This is a genomic window from Kinneretia sp. DJ1R-11, from assembly GCF_025717595.1.
Taxonomy (GTDB): Bacteria; Pseudomonadota; Gammaproteobacteria; order Burkholderiales; family Burkholderiaceae_C; genus Paucibacter_A.
On sequence record NZ_JAJIRR010000008.1, the window covers coordinates 127711 to 148316 of the forward strand.

At 61.7% G+C, this 20606-nt stretch carries 19 protein-coding genes; 7 read left to right on the forward strand and 12 right to left on the reverse strand.

Translation table 11 applies throughout. The annotated features are described in order from the left end of the window. Position 1 precedes the first annotated feature (1 nt). The gene (wecB, locus tag LNV23_RS14690; RefSeq protein WP_263563647.1) at positions 2-1132 is read left to right on the forward strand and encodes a non-hydrolyzing UDP-N-acetylglucosamine 2-epimerase; all 1131 of its coding nucleotides are present in this window, start codon (positions 2-4) and stop codon (positions 1130-1132) included. Positions 1133-1165: 33 nt separating this feature from the next. Here wecB and LNV23_RS14695 read toward each other — a convergent pair whose 3' ends face one another. From LNV23_RS14695 to LNV23_RS14740, 10 genes are all read right to left on the reverse strand, one after another. Beyond that, positions 1166-2194, reverse strand: a complete 1029-nt coding sequence (locus LNV23_RS14695) for a WaaS/CpsH family glycosyltransferase (protein ID WP_263563648.1) — start codon at positions 2192-2194, stop codon at positions 1166-1168. Next, entirely contained in the window at positions 2191-2739 is a 549-nt protein-coding gene (locus LNV23_RS14700) for a serine O-acetyltransferase (protein ID WP_263563649.1), read from the reverse strand. The genes LNV23_RS14695 and LNV23_RS14700 overlap by 4 nt, the downstream gene beginning before the upstream one ends. A 10-nt stretch (positions 2740-2749) precedes the next feature. Then, positions 2750-3889 carry a glycosyltransferase family 4 protein gene (locus LNV23_RS14705; protein ID WP_318023244.1) on the reverse strand — a complete coding sequence of 380 codons (1140 nt, stop codon included), beginning with the start codon at positions 3887-3889 and terminating at the stop codon, positions 2750-2752. Between the two features lie 25 nt (positions 3890-3914). Further along, positions 3915-4871: a hypothetical protein gene (locus tag LNV23_RS14710; protein WP_263563650.1), complete on the reverse strand. Its 957-nt coding sequence runs from the start codon at positions 4869-4871 to the stop codon at positions 3915-3917. 322 nt (positions 4872-5193) lie between these two features. After that, a complete protein-coding gene (locus tag LNV23_RS14715; protein WP_263563651.1) occupies positions 5194-6108 on the reverse strand; it encodes a glycosyltransferase family 2 protein in 915 nt (304 codons plus the stop codon). Between the two features lie 75 nt (positions 6109-6183). Further along, a complete protein-coding gene (locus tag LNV23_RS14720) occupies positions 6184-7584 on the reverse strand; it encodes a lipopolysaccharide biosynthesis protein (protein ID WP_263563652.1) in 1401 nt (466 codons plus the stop codon). A 36-nt stretch (positions 7585-7620) separates the two neighbouring features. After that, positions 7621-8229 carry an acyltransferase gene (locus LNV23_RS14725; protein WP_263563653.1) on the reverse strand — a complete coding sequence of 203 codons (609 nt, stop codon included), beginning with the start codon at positions 8227-8229 and terminating at the stop codon, positions 7621-7623. 53 nt (positions 8230-8282) lie between these two features. Continuing rightward, entirely contained in the window at positions 8283-9416 is a 1134-nt protein-coding gene (locus LNV23_RS14730) for an NAD-dependent epimerase/dehydratase family protein (protein ID WP_263563654.1), read from the reverse strand. Between the two features lie 203 nt (positions 9417-9619). Beyond that, positions 9620-10738: a GumC family protein gene (locus LNV23_RS14735; protein ID WP_263563655.1), complete on the reverse strand. Its 1119-nt coding sequence runs from the start codon at positions 10736-10738 to the stop codon at positions 9620-9622. A gap of 28 nt (positions 10739-10766) precedes the next feature. Then, positions 10767-12584, reverse strand: coding sequence for an SLBB domain-containing protein (locus LNV23_RS14740; protein ID WP_263563656.1), 1818 nt, complete (start codon positions 12582-12584; stop codon positions 10767-10769). Positions 12585-12863: 279 nt separating this feature from the next. Here LNV23_RS14740 and LNV23_RS14745 point away from each other — a divergent pair, with 279 nt between their 5' ends. Both LNV23_RS14745 and LNV23_RS14750 read left to right on the forward strand, forming a co-directional pair. After that, complete coding sequence (locus LNV23_RS14745) at positions 12864-14003, forward strand: MraY family glycosyltransferase (RefSeq protein WP_263563657.1); 1140 nt, start codon at positions 12864-12866, stop codon at positions 14001-14003. A gap of 27 nt (positions 14004-14030) precedes the next feature. Then, on the forward strand, positions 14031-15533 hold the full coding sequence (locus tag LNV23_RS14750) for a DEAD/DEAH box helicase (RefSeq protein WP_263563658.1): 1503 nt from the start codon (positions 14031-14033) through the stop codon (positions 15531-15533). A 68-nt stretch (positions 15534-15601) separates the two neighbouring features. On the opposite strand, the gene LNV23_RS14755 is transcribed toward LNV23_RS14750, so the two are convergent. Continuing rightward, on the reverse strand, positions 15602-16369 hold the full coding sequence (locus tag LNV23_RS14755) for an SAM-dependent methyltransferase (protein ID WP_263563659.1): 768 nt from the start codon (positions 16367-16369) through the stop codon (positions 15602-15604). Next, complete coding sequence (locus LNV23_RS14760; RefSeq protein ID WP_263563660.1) at positions 16366-17004, reverse strand: Maf family nucleotide pyrophosphatase; 639 nt, start codon at positions 17002-17004, stop codon at positions 16366-16368. Before LNV23_RS14760 ends, LNV23_RS14755 begins: the two co-directional genes overlap by 4 nt. A gap of 79 nt (positions 17005-17083) precedes the next feature. Between LNV23_RS14760 and LNV23_RS14765 the strand changes: the two genes are divergently transcribed. From LNV23_RS14765 to LNV23_RS14780, 4 genes are all read left to right on the forward strand, one after another. After that, entirely contained in the window at positions 17084-17644 is a 561-nt protein-coding gene (locus tag LNV23_RS14765) for a YceD family protein (protein ID WP_263563661.1), read from the forward strand. A gap of 297 nt (positions 17645-17941) precedes the next feature. Beyond that, on the forward strand, positions 17942-18124 hold the full coding sequence (rpmF, locus tag LNV23_RS14770) for a 50S ribosomal protein L32 (RefSeq protein WP_009552540.1): 183 nt from the start codon (positions 17942-17944) through the stop codon (positions 18122-18124). Positions 18125-18454: 330 nt separating this feature from the next. Next, complete coding sequence (gene plsX, locus LNV23_RS14775) at positions 18455-19555, forward strand: phosphate acyltransferase PlsX (RefSeq protein ID WP_411910588.1); 1101 nt, start codon at positions 18455-18457, stop codon at positions 19553-19555. Beyond that, positions 19552-20583 (forward strand): beta-ketoacyl-ACP synthase III, encoded by a 1032-nt coding sequence (locus tag LNV23_RS14780; RefSeq protein WP_263563663.1) that lies wholly within the window; start codon positions 19552-19554, stop codon positions 20581-20583. Before plsX ends, LNV23_RS14780 begins: the two co-directional genes overlap by 4 nt. The last annotated feature ends 23 nt before the right edge of the window (positions 20584-20606 follow it).

Sequence of the window (20606 nt, forward strand, 5' to 3'; positions counted from 1 at the left end):
GATGACCGTGGTGGGAACCCGGCCGGAGATCATCCGTTTGTCCCGCGTGATCGACAAGCTGGACCGCTACTGCCAGCATGTGCTGGTTCACACAGGTCAGAACTTCGATTTCGAACTCAACGAAGTCTTTTTCCAGGAATTGGCGATTCGCAGGCCCGATCATTTCCTGGCGGCTGCGGGCGCCACGCCGGCCGAAACCATGGCCCGCGTGATCATGAACATCGATGTCGTCCTGGCCAGTGAAGCGCCTGATGCGATCTTGATCCTGGGGGACACCAACAGCAGCCTGGCCGCGATCGCAGCCAAGCGGCGCAAGATCCCGATCTTCCATATGGAAGCGGGCAATCGCTGCTTCGACTTCCGCGTGCCCGAAGAGATCAACCGGCGCATCGTTGATCACATCGCCGACATCAATTTGACCTACAGCCAGATCGCCCGCGACTATCTGCTGCGCGAGAACCTGCCGCCCGACCAGGTGATCTGTACCGGCAGCCCCTTGCGCGAAGTGTTGCAACACTATCAGCCGGCGATTGCTGCTTCGACGGTGCTGGAACGTCTCGGCTTGAAAACTGGCGAGTATTTCCTGCTCAGCGCGCACCGCGAGGAGAACGTGGACTCTCCCCGGGAACTGCAGCGCTTGCTGGCTTTGTTCAATCGGCTGGCCGAAGCCAAGGGGCTTCCCTTGGTGGTGTCCACCCATCCGCGCACTCGCAAGCGCATAGAGGCCCTGGCGAACCAGACCCCCATGCATCCCCTCTTGCAGTTCATGAAGCCTTTTGGCTTTCCCGACTACATCCGGCTGCAACTGGAAGCCCGGGCCGTGCTCTCGGACAGCGGCACCATCACCGAGGAGGCGTCCATCCTGAATTTTCCGGCCCTGAACCTCCGCGAAGTGCATGAGCGACCGGAAGGATTCGAGGAGGCGGCGGTGATGATGGTCGGGCTGAATCCGGAACGTGTGCTTGACGCTTTGCGCGTGCTGGAGGACCAGCCGCGCGGTTCCAAGCGCAGCCTGGACATGGTGGCCGACTATGCGGCTGACAATGTGTCCGACAAGGTTTTGCGCATCATTCTGAGCTATACCGACTTTGTGAATCGCCGGGTCTGGCGCAAGACTTCCGAGCCTGGCTGATTCGCTTCGGCTGAATTCGGCTGGACGCCCGGCTCAGTCGGCCCCAGTCGTGGCCGGCGTGGCCGTTGCGATGCGCATGGTGTCGCGCAGCCAGCCGCGCAGCGAGTACTTTTCGTACAGCTCGGCGGGCAGTTCAGCATAGCCGCTGCTGAAGAAATCGTCCGGGATCCGCGTGCGGCCCTCGCGGCTGATGATCTGAATGTTTCTGGGGTCGTAGAAGTCGTAGTCGGCGATCCGGGCATTGGTGGTGAGTAGCTTCTTGCGTGCCCCCAAGGCTTCGAAGCTGCGCATGGTCAGGCCGTTCTGCGCGGGATGCTCGATGTCCAGAATGGCCCGCGACTCCTGGAAAGTGCGGTGCACCACTTCTTTTCCCAGCGACTGATAGTGAAAATCGCCCAGCCGTGCGCCTGCGAAGGCCGGGTTGCTGAGCTTGTGGTACCAGAACATCCAAGGCGCCTGCAGGAACAGGTACCAGTAGCCGCGCGTCTGTGCCGGTAAGGCGGCTTGCAGTTCGTGCACGATGCGGTATCGGTCCGAATGCGCAGTACCGATGAAGCTGATGTCATAGCGCGCAGGCGTCGCTGCCCCACCTTCAAAGCCGCGAGTGAAGAACAGGGGGCGGAACTGCATGCCATGCTGCCGCGCATCGTCAGGATCAAAGCTGAGGCAGTAGTCGAAATGCGGAAGGTTGGGGATCAGTGCGCGCTTGTTGCGGAATGAGTCCCACATGTACAAGCCCAGCTGGGCAGCCGGATAACTGCTTCGCAAGTGCTTGAGCAAGGTCGGAGAGACGCCTTCGCCCTGGATCACCAGGATATGTGAGTAGCTGCTGCGTCCGAGTTTTTCCAGTGCCGAGCGGTAAAAGCGGTCGGCGTGGCCAAGAACCAGCTCGCGCTTCCAGCGGGTTACCGCCTTCATAAGGGATGAGTTGTAGGGGCGGTCGGGAAGGAAGTCGACCACGGCGCCGGCCTGCTCAAGTTCCCGTTGGATTTCCAGCTCGTAGCCGAAGAAGTAAGGCGCGATCAGCAGAATCCGGGATTGTTTCAAGTTCATCGCGTTCATGGCTTAGGGCCTTGATCCAGTACCCGAGCGGGCACGCCGACCGCTACATGGCCAGCCGGCACCGATTGCAGCACCACCGCATTGGCGCCGACCTTGGCGCCCTTGCCGAGCCGAACGTGGCCCAGCACCTTGGCACCTGCACCTACAGTCACATGATCCTCCAGCACGGGCCGGGTGCTCGGGTCGTAGATCAGGTCGACTTCGATAGCGCCCAAGGTGACGCCCTGGAAGATGGTGGCATGGCAGCCGATGCGAGACGCGCCAATGACAGTCCCGCTCGAGTGTGGAATCAGCAGTCCCGGGCCGATCTCGCAACGCGGCGTGCACTCGATGCCGAATGCCAGCACATTGAGCCAAGTGAATACATGGGCCAGCGGACGCAGAACCCAGACGTGGCTGCAGGCATGTGCCAATCGGATCAGCAGCACCGGCGCAAAGCGGGGGTTGAAGGCGGATCGGAGCAAGCGCAAGCGACCGGGCTCTGTGTCGGACGGGGCCTGCAGACGCAGCAAATCGGCTTTAAGCAGGGAAATCAATGCGGGCATGGTGTACGGTTCAGTCAGCTTCGCCCAGATAGAGCTTCATATGACGCTCGGCGGAGGTGTCCCAGGAAAACTGCGCGGACCGAGTCAGGCCCTGAGCGATCTTGCTGGTTCGGACCTCGGGCTCCAGCAGCTGGTTCAAGGCTTTGGCGATTGCATCCGGCGCCTCGGCCGCTACCAGCAGGGCGGCATCGCCGGCGATCTCCGGCATGCAGGAAATGTTGCAACAAACCACCGGGCAAGCGCAGTCCATGGCCTCGATCAGTGGCAATCCGAAGCCTTCATGGATGGACGGATACAGCAAGCAATGAGCCTGGCGATAGAGTGCGGCGAGAGTTGCAGGCGCGACATTGCCAACCGCCTGCACATGTGTTGCGAGTCCCAGGCTCTGGATCTCGGCCTGTTCGGTTTCGGTGAATGCCTGGCCGGTGCAAATCAGTTGGAATCCTTGGCGGTGAAGCTGAGACAACATGAAGCCATGTAAGGCATCTTGGAATCTCTTGTAGCCGCCTCGTCCGCCCACAAAGAGCACGTAGCCCGGCTGAGGGCTCACTGGTTCGGGTAGTACGCCGCCGCCTGGCAGTCGACTCAGGCCATGATGAATCACTCGAATTTCGCAACGGCCTTGCAACTGCGGATAGACCGACAGGAGTTCGGTTCGCGTGCTTTCCGAAATGCAGATCAGGGCATCGGATGTGAAGTAGGAACGTCGGCGCTCCTGCGTATTGAAGACCGCGCCGATGCCAGACTTGACGAAGCCGAGTTCAAAGTTCATGTCATGCACGGTGGATATCACCCGTGTGCGACTCCGTCGCAGCGGAACCCTGAAATGCGATGAATGGAAGACGTCGGCTTGAGTCAGGCTGGGAAGCAAGCGGCTGATGGCCGGAGGCTGGCCACGGCGTACCTGGAAGCGACGATCACGGACGACCCGGCTGGTGACTTCGCTCCAGTAGGAACTTGCGCCTCCAAATCGTTGCAGGCTGTAGATCACATCATCAAATTCGAGTGAAGTCATGTCAGAAGAGTGCTGCCGTAGGCGGAGCCGCTGGGCGAAGCTTGCGGCGGGGTGTTGATTGGTGTGGCCTCGGTGCCTGGCCGCGTCAGCCGGCAGGGCCGGCTTGATGGTTTGTTGTGAGCGGGCGCCTGTCAGTTCATGGGTCGACTGAACAAGGGGTTCAACGGGCTTGCTGTGAGATGCCCGTAGGACATGGCGGCCGTGCGACGGTGCTCGCTGAGTTGGGCTTTCGGTCCAGCCAAATCAGCGCAGCACTCAAGAGCAACAGTCCGCTGGGCGAGAAATACCCAACCCCTCGCAGAAACAACTCCACGGTGTAGCCCATCATGCAGCTGGCGGCGAACACATGCGAGAGCGGAATCGCTTGGCCCCGTGTCGCCGTTCTCCGCAGCAATTTGATGGCCACGCCGAGTTGATACAGGAAGGCCGCCAGCAGCATCATTCCGAAGACACCAAACTCGCCGATGAACTTGGCAAGATTGAAACCGCCATCCAGCAGATTGAGGTATTCACCCATGATGAATCGAATCAGTTCTGCCGCATCCGAATCGGTGCCGAATACGCCCAACTGTTGAAAACCCAGCCCGAAACCATGGCTGCGTTCCAGTGCTTCAAGAATCAATTGCCAGCCCTGGAAAAACACCAGATTGGTCAAATTGTCTGACTCACCACTGAAATCCAGACGCACCAGGTAGTACTCAAGGTCTAGCAGCAGCACGGCAGGCACCACGGTCACGGCCAGCAGCAGCAAATAGCGGGGACTCAGGCATAGCACGGCTGTCATCAGGCAGATGGTGGCCAGGGTCACATTCTGGAGGATGGCCGTTGCCGTCAATGCCGCGGCCAGGATCAGCAGGCGAGCTCGAGGCTGGGCGGTGATGCAGTTGAAGATCAGAATGGGGGCGAGGAACAGCGCCAGATGCGAAGGCTCGGAGAATGGGAACAGCGACTTCGGCCAGGTTGCTTTGTCAGGTTGCAGCCAGTCCAGAATGCCCAGCAGTGAAATGAAGGCGAGCCCATAGAGGCCATAACGAGCGCCCTTGAGCAGGTCTTGCGGGGCTAGACACAGCAGAGCCTGCTTCAGCACCAGGGCACCGGCGACGAAGATGGCCAGCATCACCAGCGAACCCAGGCCGCGGCCCCAATCCACCGGCCCCAGAAAGGAAGAAATGAGCAGGTGCAGGGCAATCACGGCAAGGCCGCAGAGCAAGCCGGGCAGGGCCGCGGGCAGAGGGCTTCGCCTGCCGCGCATGGCGGTGGCGCCATAGACCAGGAGGCCGATGCAACTCAGCATGACACCGACCGAATAGGAAGACGCCCAGGAGAAATAGGCCAGCAGCGGAGCCGGAATGGCGATCAGCAGCAAAAGCTTGAGAAACTCAGGCAGTGCGGATGAGCGAGGAACAACGGCGAGCGATTGGGTTTGAACCATGGCTCGGTCATCGAAGCGGTGGAGGGACCATTCGGAAGCCGTCGGCCAGGCCGCGCCAGCCACGTCGCGCCAGCGACGGTGCCAGCGTACCGAGGCGGGGAATGCGGGTCAGCAAGAAATAGCCCAGGGCCACCATTCGTCGCAAACCCTGGAGGTTCTTGCGGATGAAATAGACCCGGTTTCGATTGGTGTAGTAGACGCTGAAGGGGGAATGGCCTCCGCCGGTCGACGAGCTGACCTTGTGCAGCACCACGGCGCTGGCGACGAAGCGAATGCGGATGCCTTGGCGGCCCATGCGCCAGATGAAGTCGGTGTCGTCGTAGTAGACAAAGTACTGCTCATCCATCATGCCGACGCTGCTGAAGACACTCGCATCAATCAACATGAAACAAGTGGGCGCATAGCCGACATGCTCTTGCTGGTCGAACTGGCCCCGGTCGATGGTGTCGATACCGTAGTGAGGCGTCAGCAGGGTCCAGGGCGTGATCCGCCCGCCGCCGTACCAGAGTGTTTCCGGCGCGTCGTGATACATGATCTTGGCGGTGGCGGCGAGTTCGCTCTTTCCATCCAGCGCGCCGATCAGCTCGGCCAAGGTCTGACTGCCGAACTCGGTGTCGTTGTTGGCCAGCAGCACATGGCTGCAGCCATCCGCCAGAGCCAGCGCGATGCCCTGGTTGTTGCCCTTGGCCACGCCGAGGTTGGCATTGTTGAAAACGACTTTGGCAACGATGCCGTGTTGCAGAGCCAGCCTGCGGGCGATCTCCGAGCCGCTGTCGCTGGCGCTGTTGTCCAGCACATACAGGCGGAAATTCTTGAAGGTCTGGCTGGCGAGGCTCTTGAAGAAGTCGTCCAGCAAGTCGTCGCTGTTGAACAGCACGGTCACGATGCCAATGAATGGAAGAGTCGGGGCGATTGGCGTCATGGCTTGGTTGGGCGGCACGGGGCATTGAGACCCGCTGGGGCGTGAAGTCGGTGAGGGAGCTCGCGGGCTGCGGGGTCAGAGTTTAATCAAGCCGGCGTACCAGGCCGCAGCCAGGTGCAGGGGAAGGAAGGCGAGAGCCGGGGCGACAAAGCCCTGGAAAGTGAAAGTGCCGGGCCTTGGTGTCAATTCCTCGGTCTTGCGCGCATTCAAGAGCAGGCTGCCGAGGATGCCGACCACGGCACCCACGAGCGTGCCGAGCGCGACACCGCTCACGCCCAGCCACAGGCCGAGCGCCAGCGTGGCCAGTAGATTGGCCAGGCCCTCGGCAACGCCGGTCCACAGCGCGCGTCGGTTCAGGCCGGTGGCCAGCAGCATCAGAGCATAGGGCGCGGCCATATTGCGCAGGCAGTGTGCGCCAACCAGGATCAGCAGCAGATCGCCGGCCTGAGCACCGTAGCTGGCGCCTACCCATCGCTGCAGTACCCAGCCATGAAACAGCAGGGTGCAAAGGAAGAGGCCGTGCAGCAGCACACTGGAGAACACCGTCGCGCGGTTCAACAGCGCGGGCAGGCCAGCGCGCTGAGACTCTTGCGAATGCATGGCCGCAGCCGTGGTCAGCAGGGGCGCCAGCAGCGCGCCCAGCAGGCCGGCCAACACGGTGGCCGCAACCAGAGCGATCGAATAGGCACCGGTCATGTGAAAGGCAATTCGTCCGACCACCAAAGTGCCGACCGAGTTCACCAGCAGCATGGAGATGCTCCAGACCGAGAGGGTGCCACAGTAGCTGAGCAGTTCGCGCAGCAAGGCCCGGTCCAGCTTCACGGAGGCCAAGCCCCGCACCCAATCGAACTGACGCGTCAGGCGCAGTGCCAGGAGCAGGGGCAACAGCAGGTTGCCGAGCGAAAACAGGGCGGTCAGGGCGAGCAGTCCGAAGCTGGCCCGGGCTCCGATGGCGATCAGGATCAGAGTGAGAGCTCGCACCAGAATCTGGACCGAGACGAAGGAGCGATTGCTGTGCAGTCCTTGATAGACACCCATCGGAACCATGGCCAGCAGTTGCAGCGCTGAGGATGCTCCGACGAAAAACACCGCCCACTGGAAGTCACCAACCAGACCGGGCGGCAGATCGGGAAAGGCCTGCGGATAGAGCAGGGCCAGAGCCAGAGCGAGCAGAAGGCCCAAGCCGGCCGTGAAACGGCTGATGGTCTGGCAGGCGCGCACGGTTTGCTGCAGCCTCCGGCTGTCTTGGCGTTCATGGGCCTGGGCGATGAAGCGTGCCGCGGCGGTCTGCAGTCCGAGCCCGAGCAGATTGACATAGGCCACGATCTGCAGCGACAGGCTCCAGACCGCGAACTGCTCCGTAGGCAGGTGCCGAGAAATGATGCCGGGCACGAGGAGGTTGAAGGCGGCCGCACTCAGGCCGCCGATCACGTTCATGGCCGAGTTCGAGGCCCAGCGCCGAACCACCTCGGTCACGGACTCAACCTGTTCGAGTCAGCCCGGCGCTGCCGCTCACTTCGTGCCATGGCTTGGCTCCGCTGCCGCTGCTGCGGCTTCCCACTGCCCGGTCGCGGGGTTGTAGGTCTTGATCAACCGGGCAGGTATGCCGGCCACCATGGAGTAGGCGGGAAAGCTGCGGGTCACCACGGACCGGGTGCCCACCACGCAATGGTCGCCCAGGGCCACGCCCGGAAGGATGGAGCTGCCATAGCCGACAAAGACACGCTCGCCCAGGGTGACAGGCCCCCGAGATTCAAGCGGCTGCGCCATGATGGCCGGTCCGGCAGGGTCCAGGCCGTGGGCGATGTCCGAAATATAGACATGCTCGCTGAGCACACAGCCGCTGCCTATGCGCAAGGTCTGCATGGCATGTAATTGGCAATAGCCGCCGATGTAGACCTCGTCCCCGAGGATGATCTCGCCCGCCAGTGGCGTTGGCCCATAGGCCTTCAACGGATGGAAGACGCAGTGCCGACCAATGGTGCAACTGCGCCCCATGCGTATGCGCTGACCGTTGTGAAACCAGCGCGGCCAGCGGACCATGGAGCCCGGGCCCATCTGCACGGATTTGGGGCGGTAGAGTAGGGCCCTCAGCCAGTTTTTCAGTGTCTGCTTCATCATCTTCCGCTGGCTTTGCCGGTGGGCACGCAGGGGTGCCCTTGCCGCAGCCGGTTTCAGCCCTTGCTGTTGCCCAGACCCAGCTTGGTGAGCTCAGCCATGGCTTGAGCCGAACGGTCTTCCAGCACTGCCTGGGTCTGCACCCACTCGCAGAAACGACTCAGCCCTTGCTCAGTCGTGACCAAGGGCTCGAAGCCCAGTACTTCACGCGCCTTGCTCAAGTCCGCATAGCAATGTCGGATGTCGCCAGCCCGGAAGTCACCGCTGGTCTGCAAGCTTGAGCTGGATTTCAGCAGCCGACCCAGGGCTTGCGCCATCTCCATCACGGTGGTCGGCACGCCCGCACCGACATTGAGTGCGTGGAAGCCGCCCAAGTCTTTTTCAAGGCCGAGTGTGATGGCCCGCACCACGTCACTGACATGCACGAAGTCCCGGCTTTCCAGTCCATCTTCAAAGATGTTGATGGGCAAGCCTTGTCGCATCCGATTCGAGAAGATGGACAGGATGCCGGTGTAGGGGTTGCGAAGGGATTGGCGCTCCCCGTACACATTCTGGAAGCGAAGTGCCAAAACCTGGGTGCCGTAGGCCTCAGAGAAGACGCGTCCCAAGGATTCATTGGCCAGCTTGGTGGCTGCATAGACCGACGCAGGCGCCGGGGTGGAATGCTCGGGCGTTGCGATCAGTTTGAGCGTTTGCCCTTTGGGGCCGACCGGCTCGAACTCGCCGCGCTTGAGCCTGTCCACGTTGCGCGAGTTGGGGACATGCAGTTGTCCGTCGAGCTCATAGGCACCTTCGCCGTAGATCGACCGACTCGAGGCCAGCACAACTCGTTTGACCTGTCGATGTCGGGTGGCGATGGCCTCAAACAGGGCAGCGGTTGCCTGTTGATTCACGTCGTAGTAATGGGCGATCTGATACATGGACTGACCGGTTCCGGTCTCAGCGGCCAGATGCACCACCGCTTCCACCTGAGCCAGTGCCTCGTCCATCGCGGCCGAGTTGCGAATGTCAGCGCGGATGAACTTGACCTCACTTCCATCCTGCAGCCATGCAGCGTCCGGGCGCGGCAAGGCGCCATGGATTTGTGGGCTCAGATTGTCGATCACCGTGATGTCATGGCCTGCCTTCAGGAGCGATTCAACCAACCACGAACCGATGAAACCGGCGCCGCCGGTGATGAGGACTTTCATGAACTTCCTTCCTATATTGCTCGTTGATCTTGCTGGCTGCAATTCATCTGGGATGAATTGAAATGCCCAAGCTCGAACCACACGCTCGCCCAATCAGGGCTGAAGCCTTAGATGCTAAATAAAGTCGCGTCGCTCAGGTGTTGAGGTGACGAGCGCCGGCTGGCTTGGAACTCTCCAAGCCTGTCAGCCGGCGGACTCCACGATCAGCGAATGAGTGATGCGGCGCCCCGGCGCATCTGCCGACGCCACAGCCAGAAACAGCTCAACACGAGCCCGAGTCCGGCGCCGCCGGCCGCGATGAACAAGCGTTTGGGCTTGCTCTTGCGTTCCGGTGGGCTGGCTTCATCAATGACCTGAATCAAGGTGCCTTCCCGGCTCTCATCCACTTTGGCCACTTCAAATTGGCGCGAGAAGATGTCGAACAAGGCTTCTTGGTACTTGAACTCGCGGTAAGCGCTGACGTAGTCTTCCGAGCCCACGTTCTCGAGTGGTTTCTCAAGCTTGGCGAGTTGGGACTTCTGCGCGGCCAAAGTCGATTCGAGCTGGCGAATTTCGGGCGCGCCATCGGCGAGGCGACCCTTCATCGAGATCAGACGAATCTCCGTTCCAGCGATGTCTGCCTTGAGGCGTGAGTAGGCCTCTGCAGCTGCCTTGGGTTCGCTTTTCATCAGGCCGGGGTTGATGCCGGACTTTTGCAGCGCGATCTGGGCGCGGGATAGCTTGTCCCGTGACTGCGCCAGTTGCTGTTCAAAAAAGGCGCGTCTTTGCTGCGCTTCGGTCATGGCCAGGCCATTGGTCAGGGCCTTCAACTCCTGCACATAGGCATTGGCCATTTCGGCGGCTCGCTTCGGGTCGTGGTCGTCTACTTCGACCGCCAGCAAATTGTCTTTCTTGCCTGCACCTACGCGCACATTCTTCGCAAGTTCACGGCGAGCGTCCACTTTGAACTTCGACTCGTACACGGCCACCAGATCGAAGCGTTCGATGATCCGATTGGAGATTCGCTCGCTCAGCAACAAGGCGATGTACTGGTCTGCTGGGCTTTTGATCCCAGCCGCCGCGCCTGCCAGCCCGGACAGCGCACCCAGAGAAGCCAAGGCCGATGCTGCCGAGTTTTGCTGTGTCTGTGGGCTCAGAAAGCTTGTGCGCGCAGTGAAAGTCGGGGGGATGATGAAGCTCACACCCAAGCCGATCAGCCCTGAGAGCATTGCACTTGCCGCTATGGCTTTCCAGTGTGGCAAAAGCACCGCCACATGCTGAATGAGGCTGGCACCTTCTGCGGCTGATGCTTGATCGGGACCGTTGTTGTATGTGTCTGTCACGTCGAATGTCCAGTGCGGTCGCCAGGTCTTAGTTCTTGATGGTCTTCAGAGCCGCAGCGCCCAAGCCGAATTGATAGAGGATCTGCGTCCACTCTTTCGCTTCTTGGATGAAGGTGGTCTTGTTCAATTCTTCCGGCACGAAGACGGTATCGCCTGGAAGTGCTGGGATGCTGCTGAAACCAGCGCCAAAACTGAGCCAGCCGCCACTGTTCTGGCGAGCGCTGATCACGCTGCCGTTGGCGCGAACCACGAAGGCACTCGAAGCATCCGCGCCGCGGGTCGGGCCGCCAGCCAAACGCAAGACATCTTCGATGCTGGCGTCATCGCGCAGCAAATAGCTGCCGCCATTGAACACGCTGCCGAACACGCCAACCGTTGTCGGCCGAGCCGGAATCATCAGTCGATCACCGTCCTCCAGAGCCAGGTCCGGCAAACTGCTGGTCTTGGGGTTCAGTTGCAGCACGATTCGGCCGGTCGGCCTGACCGCGCGCAGGCGCTCAATCAGCTTCGTCGATCCTTGCGAGCGGCTGGCCTGAGCCGCCGCTTCATCAGCGCTGACCGCTTTCTGGGTGGTGGTCGCGCGGGTGAACTCGGTCTCCAGGTCCCGCAGGGCCCGCTCATAGTTTTCTTGCTGAGCAATACGAACGCTCTCACGGCTGAAGTCAGCACCATAGAGGTAAGCCGCAGAGGTCAATCCTCCCGCAGCCTTGATCGCGTCAGCAATGCTGCTGTTGGCGGGCAAGATGAATTCGCCAGGGCGCTGGACTTCGCCCTCCACTTTGACCCGTTTGCTCTGCTTGTGTTGCGGCAAGGTGACGTCGACTGCGCTGAATGCGCGCAGCAGATCACCGCTACGCGGCTGCAACTTGGCACTTTGAGGCAAAGCCAGCTCACTGATGCGAGCGTCGTTGCGTGTATCGAGGTGCTCCACGGTCAAGCGGCTGCGGTCCGCCACGGCTGTAAATCCGCCGGCCATCTTCAGCACATCGTCCAGCGTTTCCTGCGCTTTGAGTTCAAAGATTGCGGGCCGGTTGACGCTGCCCACCAGCGCGACCTGGCTGCCGACGGGCCCGATGTGAATGACGTCTTCAGCCTGCAGGACGAAGTCGGCACTCTTGTCGCCCTTGAGGAGCAGTTGGTAAAAGTCGAAGTTGCTGATGGCCTTGCCGGCGCGTCGCAGCTCGATGCTGCGGAAACTTCCAGCGGACGAGGGGCCTCCGGCTTGCATCAAGGCATTGACCAAGGTCGACAGGCTGCTGACCGTATAGGCGCCTGGTCGAGTCGTGAAGCCCGTGACGTAGATCCGGATGCTACGCAGGCGACCCAAGGAGGCCGACACCTTGTAGTTTCTAAACACTTGTCCGACACGTTGGTCTATGGCCGAGGTCAGGTCAGCGTAACGACGTCCTGCGACCAGCACAGGTCCGACGCGTGGAATGGTGATTCGCCCGCTGCGGTCTACGGTCAGACGCAAGTCCGCGTCAACGGACCCCCACAAGGTGAGTTGGATTTCATCTCCGACGCTGATCACATAGTCCGACGGAATCTGGCCGTTGGATTCGTTGGCCAACCCCGTGCGTTTGCCAGGTTCCATCAATTCGGCGCCGAAGCGACGGATCTTGAAATCACGTTCAGGATCGCCGGTGACCTCACCTGTCACGGCGCGCTGCACGTAACGCTCGAATTCACTGGGTACGTAAGGCGCGGGCTTGGCCACCAAGGTCGGCGCCGTCGAGGGTTCTTCGCGCTCACTGCGAGCGTCGGCCCTAAGTCGAACCGGTGCGCCATCTTCTTGCGTTTGTGCGGCTTGTTGCGCATCGATGGCGACCGCGTTCTGCGACGCCAAGCCAAGAATCAGAGCGGCAATTGTGGTGAACCGGGCCGCCCGGCTGTCGCATGTTGGCAGTAAGTGAAGGGTGCTCATATTCGGGGTCAAAGCAGAGAAGCTCCTTGAGTGCCGGCTCCAAATTGCGCTGAATGTCATGAGCTCTCACAGACGTTGGTTGGCAGGCCTTCGCAAGGTGGCCGAAGGCGGGGTTGGCGCGCATTCTAGCGGTAGCACTGTTGCGTTCCGGCTGCCCTCGCAGGGGGCGTTGCTGGGAAGACCCTCGCTACACTTGTTCCCATGTCGCATCTGTTTGTCCCATTTTTCATCTCCTGCCTGATCACGCTCTTGGTCATTCGATCGGCCCGTACGCATGGGCACTTCTCAGCCGATACGGACTTGAGTGGCCCCCAGAAATTTCACGCACGACCGGTGCCGCGTATTGGTGGTGTCGGCATCTTCTTGGGCATGGCTGTCTTGGCACTGTTGACCTGGAAGGTGGGCAGTGAGTCGGATGCCCGCCTGGGTTTGCTCTTGCTGCTCTGTGGCTTGCCCGCTTTCGCCGCGGGTTTGATCGAAGATGTCACCAAGAGTGTGTCGCCGGCCAAGCGTTTGCTCGCAACGGCTGTGTCTGCGGGCTTGGCCTTTTGGCTTTTGGAAGCCCGCATCAGCCATACCGATGTGCCAGGCCTTGACTGGATCGTCAGCAGCACCCTCGGCGCGCTGGTGGCTACGGTTTTCACCGTGGCCGGCGTGGCCAATGCCATCAACATCATCGACGGCTTCAATGGACTGTCGTCGATGTGCGTCAGTTTGATGCTGTTGACATTTGCCTATGTGGCCTACCAAGTGGGAGACCCTGAGCTGGCTTTGTGGGCCTTGGCGGGCATCGGGGCTGTTCTGGGTTTCTTTGTCTGGAATTTTCCAGCCGGCCTGATTTTTCTCGGTGACGGTGGTGCTTATTTCATGGGCTTCTTGCTGGCTGAGGTGGGCATACTGCTGATCGCACGTCACAGCCAGGTTTCTCCCTTGTTTCCCTTGATGGTCTGTGTCTACCCAGTCTTTGAGACGGTGTTCTCTATTTATCGACGCCGCTTCATCCGGGCCACCCCCCCGGGCCTGCCGGACGGCATCCATTTGCATTCGCTGATCTATCGCCGCCTGATGCGCTGGGCCGTTGGCGCTCGGGATGCGCGTGCGATGACGCGTCGCAATTCCATGACGGCGCCCTATCTGTGGATGTTGTGTGTGTCGTCCCTGGTGCCGGCGCTGTTGTTCTGGGATTCCACCCTGATGCTGGCTGCGTGCATGCTGGTTTTCGGCGTGACCTATGTGGCGCTGTACTGGCGCATCGTCCGTTTTCGTACGCCCAAGTGGCTGGTGTTCAAAGGGGATGTGATGGGGCGCTCGCCGCAGCGAACGGGCGGTAAATCCGAGTAATGCGCTCGGATGTCGGATAATCTGGGAATGACCGAACCCCAAATCATCGAAACCGCCATCCCTGATCCCACGCCTGCTCGCTTCGACACGCTGCCGCTCGACGCCAAGCTTTTGCGTGCTGTGGCGGATTCCGGCTATGCCTTGATGACGCCCATCCAGGCCAAAGCGATCCCGATCGTGCTGGATGGTCGCGATGTGATGGGGGCCGCCCAGACGGGCACTGGCAAGACCGCCGCCTTTTCCATTCCTCTGCTGCAGCGCATGCTCAAGCATGAGAACGCGAGCGCTTCGCCGGCTCGCCATCCGGTACGTGCGCTGGTGCTGGCGCCCACGCGGGAGTTGGCCGACCAGGTCGCCAACAACATCAAGGCCTATGCCAAGCACACCAATCTGCGTGTGACCTGCGTGTTCGGCGGCATCGACATGAAGCCGCAGACCCTGGTGCTCAAGGGCGGTGTTGAAGTGTTGATCGCCACGCCCGGACGCTTGCTCGATCACATCGAAGCCAAGAATTGCGTCTTGAACCAGGTTGAGTACGTGGTTCTCGATGAGGCCGACCGCATGCTGGACATCGGCTTTCTGCCCGATCTGCAGCGCATCCTCAGCTACCTGCCCAAGACCCGTCAGACCTTGTTGTTCTCCGCCACGTTCTCGCCGGAGATCAAACGCTTGTCGCAAAGCTATCTGCAAGAGCCCGTGCTGGTCGAGGTGGCGCGCCCCAATGCCACGGCCACCAATGTGGAGCAGCTGTTCTACAGCGTGACCGATGACGACAAGCGTGCCGTGGTGCGGCAGGTGCTCAAGCAGCGCGAGATCGGCCAAGCCATTGTGTTCGTCAACTCCAAGCTCGGCGCGGCGCGTCTGGCGCGTTCTTTCGAGCGTGATGGCCTTCGCACGGCGGCGCTGCATGGCGACAAATCGCAGGATGAACGTCTGAAGTCGCTCGAAGCCTTCAAGCGTGGTGAAGTGGATCTGCTGGTGGCCACCGATGTGGCTGCGCGCGGCTTGGATATTGCCGATCTGCCGGCTGTGTTTAATTTTGACGTGCCTTTCAACGCCGAAGACTACGTTCACCGCATCGGCCGTACTGGCCGGGCGGGTGCTTCCGGCGTTGCGGTGACCCTGGTGACCCGGTCTGATGCGCGTCTGGTGGGTGATATCGAAAAGTTGCTCAAGCGCACCTTGGACCTGCAAGCCTTCGAGCTTCAAGATGAGCGTGGTCCGCGTTCGGATCGTCAAGGTGAACGTGGGGAGCGTGCTGAGCGCCCGGCTCGCCCGCGCCGCGAATTCGAGCCGCAAGCCGAGGCCGCTGCGTCTGTGGCCGCGCCGCGGCCGGCCTATCGTCCGCCGGCGCCGGCGCGCGATGCATTTTTTGACAAGCCTTACGAGGCCAGCAGCCGAGATGAGCCGCCGGCCTGGGACAAGGGCACACCGGCAACGCCGCGTGCCTTGTCCAGCAATATCAAGCCCAAGAAGCGGGTGGCGGCTTTGTTCGGCGCCAAGGCTCCGGCCGAATCAGTCGAATCCTGAGCTGCACAAGGACTGCGCCGTCGAAGCATGCCTATACGCATGCTTCGGCGGCGTTTTTCATGGGCGGGTCAGGCGAGCAGGGCAAATACGGCTGGCACCTTGTCGGGCATGCTTTCGCCCGAGCTGCGCCAGTCCGCCACTGTGGCGCTGCGCGTCCAGCCTTGCGCCAGGCTCAGGCCGCAGCTGATGGACAAGCGTGTTTGCGGGCGCAGATTGAGCAGCAGGGCCTGCAGCAGCGCAGTGTTGCGATACGGCGTCTCGATCATCAGCTGGGTTTGCTGTTGGCGCGCGGAAAGGCTCTCCAGTTCCTTGATGCGGATGGCGCGGGCGGGGGCTTCCACGGGCAGGTAGCCGACAAAGGCAAAACTCTGACCGTTCAGGCCGCTGGCCGACAGAGCCATCAGCAAAGCGCTGGGGCCACTCAGTGGCAGCACCTCGATATCGGCATCGTGGGCTGCGGCAACCAGCAAGGCGCCCGGGTCGGCCACGGCCGGCAGGCCAGCCTCGGAAATCAAGCCCATATCGTGGCCGGCCAGGGCCGGGGCCAACAAGGCTTGCCAGGCTTGGTTCTGGTTGACCAGGTCGCCGCCACGGCCCTTGGGTGGGCGCGGCAACTCCTTGATCTCCATGCTTTGCAGTGCTTGGGCGAGCGGCACCACTTCATCAACTCGCTTTAGAAAGGCTCGGGTGGTCTTGGCGCTTTCCGCGGCCCAGAAACCGAGGCGAGCGGCAGTTTCGATCACATGCTGCGGCAAGACTTCCTGCAGCGCTACGGCTGCACCCTCGACGCCGAAGTCCAAGGTGTTGGGGACCAGATAGAGGCGACCTTTTTTCATGCCTTCACTCCCGCGGCGGACAGGGCTTGCAAAGGGTCCAGGCCGGCCGCGCGCAGCAGCTGGCTGGTGCGAATCAGAGGCAGGCCGATCAATGCTGTGGGGTCATCCGATTCGATGGCGGCAAGCAGGCTGATGCCCAAGCCTTCCGATTTGGCGCTGCCTGCGCAGTCATAGGGCTGCTCGGCGCGCAGATAGCTTTCGATCTCGGCTTCATTGAGATCACGAAACACCACGTGCACGGGGGCCAGGTCTTGCTGGCTGAATCCGGTGGCCTCGCAGACGACCGCCACACCGGTTTGAAACACGATGCGGTGCCCGCTCATGCGTCGCAGTTGTTCACAAGCGCGTTCATGGGTACCGGGCTTGCCGATCGACTCGCCGTTCAGGTCGGCCACTTGGTCCGAGCCGATCACGATCGCTTGAGGGTGCAGGCGCGCCACCGCCTGGGCCTTGGCCAGGGACAGGCGGGTTGCCAAGGCCGCCGGGGCTTCGCCGGGCAGAGGGGTTTCATCGACCTCGGGCGACCGCTGCTCGAAGGGCAGGCGCAGGCGCTCCAGCAGTTCGCGACGGTAGCGCGACGTGGAAGCCAGAATCAGTTGGCGGGGTGGTGTGAAGGCAGGAGGGCTTGTGTGCATGTTTTGATTTTCGCACCCTGCGTGTCACTGGCGGGGCTAGGGTCGGTCGGCGTGCGGTCCGGCTCGTACACTTGAGGGCATGAAAGCGCATGAATTTGATTCTCGAAAACTGGACGTCCCGGCCTTTGCTCGCGACGCGGGCCTTCTGCAAGGGGAGTGGCCGGCTGCGCAGCTGAGCCGCTTGGCCGAGTCGGCGGCCCCGGAAACGCCGGTCGGCAGCTGGCCGGCTGTGCAATGGTCGCTTCAGGGTGAGCGGCGTGAAGAGAGTGGGTCGACACCTCAAACCTGGCTTCACCTCGAAGCCTCCGCCGAGATCAGTCTGACTTGCCAACGTTGCCTGCAGCCGGTGCGCGAGGCCATGAGCTTGGCGCGTTCTTATCGCTTTGTGCGCGACGAAAAGGAAGCGGCCGAGCTCGATATCGACAGCGAGGAAGAGGTCTTGGCCTTGACGCGTAGCCTCGATGTGCAGGAATTGGTCGAGGACGAGTTGCTCTTGTCTCTGCCCTTGGTGCCGCGGCATGAGCAATGTCCGCAGCCCTTGCATGTGCCTGCCGATGTGGCCGAGCTGAGCGATCAAGAGGCCGCTGCATCCGAGCGCCCCAACCCCTTCGCGGCGCTGGCGGCACTCAAGAAGAAGTGATTTGGGGCCTCGCTTGCTGAAAGCGGATTGAGTGTCTTCTTCATCGGTGCTACAATCGCGGGCTTTCCCCGGTCCGAGAATCAAAGTAGCGTGCCGTGAGTGCGAGCCAGTCCATAGTGCTGGTCAACGTGCTTGCAAACCGCTCGCGCATGGTGCGCTTGATGCTCGCGACGCTTGTGTACACAGCAATCGCGGCGCCCGGGGTGTGCAGGTCGCAGGTCTGCGTGGGTTGATCGCTTCGGTTCAACTCGTTTCCAGGCCACAGCGCCTCAATCACCGGAGCCTTAGGAGAATTTCATGGCCGTTCAGCAAAACAAGAAGTCGCCTTCCAAGCGTGGCATGCACCGTTCGCACAATGCCCTGGTTACCCCGGGTACTGCCATCGAGCCGACCACCGGCGAAGTGCATCTGCGTCACCACATCAGCCCCACCGGTTTCTACCGCGGCCGCAAGGTCCTGAAGACCAAGGCTGACGCCTGATCGACCCCGACTGGCGCGCCAGCCTTTGGGTGGCGCGTTGATCCAACGATCTGCTGTGATCACGAATTCCCGGCCTGTGCCTTGTTGCAGTGCCGGGTTTTTGTGTTTTCTGCGTGCCTTGTTGTTTGGCGTGTTTGTCGACTGCTCGGTGCCGCATGGCCTGACATATTGGCTTGATCCACTCGGCTGGGCGGGCGCGTGCGCGCCGCCGGGCCTGAGTTTTCCTGTCAGGCTGAGTTCGCTTGTCCGGCCTTCACCTGGGTTGCTGTGATGTCTTCTGTCGATTCCCGTCTGCCCACTCAGCCTTCGCCGCCGGCTCAGCCCTTGGCTGTGGTGCGCTTGGCCATCGATTGCATGGGGGGTGATCATGGCCCCTCGATCACCTTGCCGGCCTGCCAGGCCTTTCTCGCCAAGCATCCGCAGGCAGAGTTGTTGCTGGTCGGGTTGCCCGAAGCGCTGGCAGAAGCTGCGCAGTGGCCGCGCTGCCGCATCGTGCCAGCCAGTGAGGTGGTGGCCATGGACGACCCCGTCGAAGTGGCTCTGCGCCGCAAGAAGGACTCGTCCATGCGTGTGGCCATCAATCAGCTGAAGTCAGCCGATGGTGGCCTGCCGCAGGCCGACGTCTGTGTCTCGGCCGGCAATACCGGCGCGCTGATGGCGGTGTCTCGCTATTTGCTGAAGACTCTGGACGGCATTGATCGCCCGGCCATCGCCTCGGTCATGCCCAATCAGCTGGGCGGCTACACCACCATGCTGGACCTCGGTGCCAATGTGGATTGTTCGGCCGAGCATCTGCTGCAGTTTGCTCTGATGGGTAGCGCCCTGGTGGCGGCGGTGGACGGCAAGCCTGAGCCCCGTGTTGGCCTGCTCAATATCGGCGAAGAAGTCATCAAGGGCAGCGAGACCATCAAGCGAGCCGGCGAGTTGCTGCGCGCATCGGCGGCGGCCGGTCAGCTGAACTTCTACGGCAATGTGGAAGGCAATGACATTTTCAAGGGCACGGTCGACCTGGTGGTCTGCGACGGTTTCGTCGGCAATGTGGCCCTCAAGACGGCCGAAGGCCTGGCCACCATGATCATCACCATCATCCGTGAGGAGTTCGGTCGCAGCTGGCTCAGCAAGGCTGCTGCGGCCCTGGCCATGCCCGTGCTCAAGCGCTTCAAGGGCCGGGTGGACCACCGCCGTTTCAATGGCGCGGCCCTGCTGGGTTTGCGTGGGCTGGTCTTCAAGAGCCACGGCTCAGCCGACGCCTTCGCCTTCGAGACCGCTTTGAACCGGGCGTATGATGCCGCCCGCAACCGGCTGCTCGACCGGGTTCACGACCGAATCATTGCCACCCTGCAAGCCGCGCCCGGCCCTGATGCCGACGTTGTGGGCAGCAGAGCTGGCGACTCAGGAGACAAGGCGGCCTCGGTCGCCCAAGCTGCATGACCATCATCCCCAGCGCCACGAATACCCTCGCTTCTGCTTCTGTGCCCTCGGCTGCACGCTTCGCCCGCATCATCGGCACCGGCAGCTATTTGCCGCCCCGGCGCTTGAGCAATGCAGAACTGGCCGCCCAGCTGGCAGCCGATGGCATCGAAACCTCGGATGAATGGATCGTCGAGCGCACCGGCATCCATGCCCGTCATTTTGCGGACGACGGTGTGACAGCCAGCGATTTGGCTTTGCCGGCAGCCCAGGCGGCCATCGCAGCGGCAGGCATTGCCGCTGCTGAGATCGATCTGATCATCGTCGCCACGTCCACGCCGGACATGGTGTTCCCGTCCACCGCCTGCTTGCTGCAACACAAACTGGGCATTGCCGGCGGCGCGGCCTTCGACGTCCAGGCCGTCTGCTCCGGATTCGTCTATGCGCTGACGGTGGCCGACTCGATGATCCGCACCGGTGCGGCCAGCAAGGCCTTGGTCGTAGGCGCGGAAGTGTTCTCGCGCATACTTGATTTCAAGGACCGAACCACCTGCGTTCTGTTTGGTGACGGCGCCGGAGCGGTGGTGCTGAGCGCCAGCGACACGCCTGGCATCCTCGCTACCGAGCTGCATGCCGACGGCAAGCACTCGGGCATTCTCTGCGTGCCGGGCCATGTGTCGGGCGGCAAGGTCAGTGGCGACCCGCTGCTGAAGATGGATGGCCAGGCCGTGTTCAAGCTGGCCGTGGGTGTACTGGAGAAGGTGGCGCGCTCGGTGCTGGAGAAAGCAGGCCGCAGCGAGGAAAACATCGATTGGCTGATTCCCCACCAAGCCAATATCCGCATCATGCAAGGCACGGCCAAGAAGCTGAAGCTGCCGCTGGACAAGGTGGTGGTTACGGTGGATCAGCATGGCAACACCTCGGCCGCCTCTATCCCGCTGGCGCTGGATGTGGCGGTGCGCGACGGCCGCGTCAAGGCCGGTGACACTGTGATGCTGGAAGGCGTGGGTGGCGGTTTCACCTGGGGCGCCGTCCTGCTGGACTTCTGATTCGGCAGGTCTTGCATCGCCGT